Origin of the sequence: Mesorhizobium sp. M7A.F.Ca.MR.362.00.0.0, assembly GCF_004023175.1 — a bacterium.
In the GTDB taxonomy this organism is placed as follows: Bacteria; Pseudomonadota; Alphaproteobacteria; order Rhizobiales; family Rhizobiaceae; genus Mesorhizobium.
Window position 1 is genome coordinate 1 of record NZ_RZTF01000238.1, and the last position, 1,361, is coordinate 1,361.

Sequence of the window (1,361 nt, forward strand, 5' to 3'; positions counted from 1 at the left end):
CGGCGGTCAAGGCCGATGTCTCGCGCGACGAGGACGTCGACCGGCTGTTCGAGGCGGTCGAGAAAAAACTCGCCGGGCTCGATGCGTTGATCAACAATGCCGGCATTGCCGGGCCGACCGGCGGTGTCGACGAGATCGACCCTACCGATTGGCGGCGCTGTATCGACATCTGCCTGACCGGCCAGTTTCTGTGCGCCCGTCGCGCCGTGCCGCTGATCAAGGCGGCGGGCGGCGGCTCGATCGTCTCGATGTCGTCGGCTGCCGGCCGGCATGGCTATGCTTTCCGCACGCCCTATTCGGCGGCCAAGTTCGGCGTCATCGGTTTTACGCAGAGCCTCGCCAAGGAGCTCGGGCCGCACGCCATCAGGGTCAACGCCATCCTGCCCGGCATCATCGAGGGACCCCGCATCGAAGGTGTCATCTCGGCGCGCGCCAAGCAGGTCGGCATCAGCCACGAAGAGATGACGGATCGTTATCTCCAAAACATCTCGCTGCGCCGCATGACCAGCCCCTATGATGTGGCGTCGATGGTCGCCTTCCTGCTCTCCGATGCGGGGATCAACATTTCCGGCCAGTCGCTCGGCGTCGACGGCAACGTCGAAACACTTTGAGGAATAAGCCATGGCCAATGTCGTGATCGTCGGAAGCGGGTTTATCGGGCGGGCCTGGGCGATCAGCTTTGCCCGCGCCGGCCATGACGTGCGGATGTGGGACCAGTCGCCCGCTGCGGCCGGCGGCGCCCGCGACTACATTGCCGGCGTGCTCGGCGATCTCGCCCGGAACGACCTGCTGCGGGGACAGGCGGTCGACACCGTGCTCGGCCGGATCACCATTGTCGCCGAGCTGGCAGAGGCGCTGGCTGGTGCGGTCCATATCCAGGAGAACACGCCTGAAAACCTCGAGGTGAAGCGGGAGGTGTTCTCGCTGATGGACAGCCTTGCCGATCCGCAAACAGTCATCGCCAGTTCCACCTCGGCGCTGTTGCCGTCGAAATTCACCGACCATCTGCAAGGGCGGCAGCGCTGCCTGGTCGTGCATCCGATCAACCCGCCCTATCTCATTCCGGCGGCCGAAATCGTGCCGGCGCCATGGACGTCTGCCGAAACGGTCGAGAGAACCCGCGCCTTCCTCATCGACGCCGGTCATGCGCCCTTGGTGATGAAGCGCGAACTCGACGGCTTCATCATGAACCGCCTGCAAGGCGCATTGCTGGAGGAGGCTTTCCGGCTTGTCGCCGACGGCTACGCCAGTGTCGAGGATGTCGACATCGGCATCCGCGACGGGCTGGCGCTGCGCTGGTCGTTCATGGGTCCATTCGAGACCATCGATCTCAATGCGCCTGGCGGCGTGCGCGACTATGT

At 64.7% G+C, this 1,361-nt stretch carries 2 protein-coding genes; both read left to right on the top strand.

Going from position 1 to position 1,361, the window contains the following annotated elements:
• Positions 1 to 611: SDR family oxidoreductase (locus tag EOC06_RS24500; RefSeq protein ID WP_164898715.1), on the top strand; the 611-nt coding region annotated here is incomplete at its 5' end.
• Between the two features lie 10 nt (positions 612 to 621).
• A partial coding sequence (locus EOC06_RS24505; RefSeq protein WP_245470006.1) for a 3-hydroxyacyl-CoA dehydrogenase occupies positions 622 to 1,361 on the top strand: 740 nt, incomplete at its 3' end.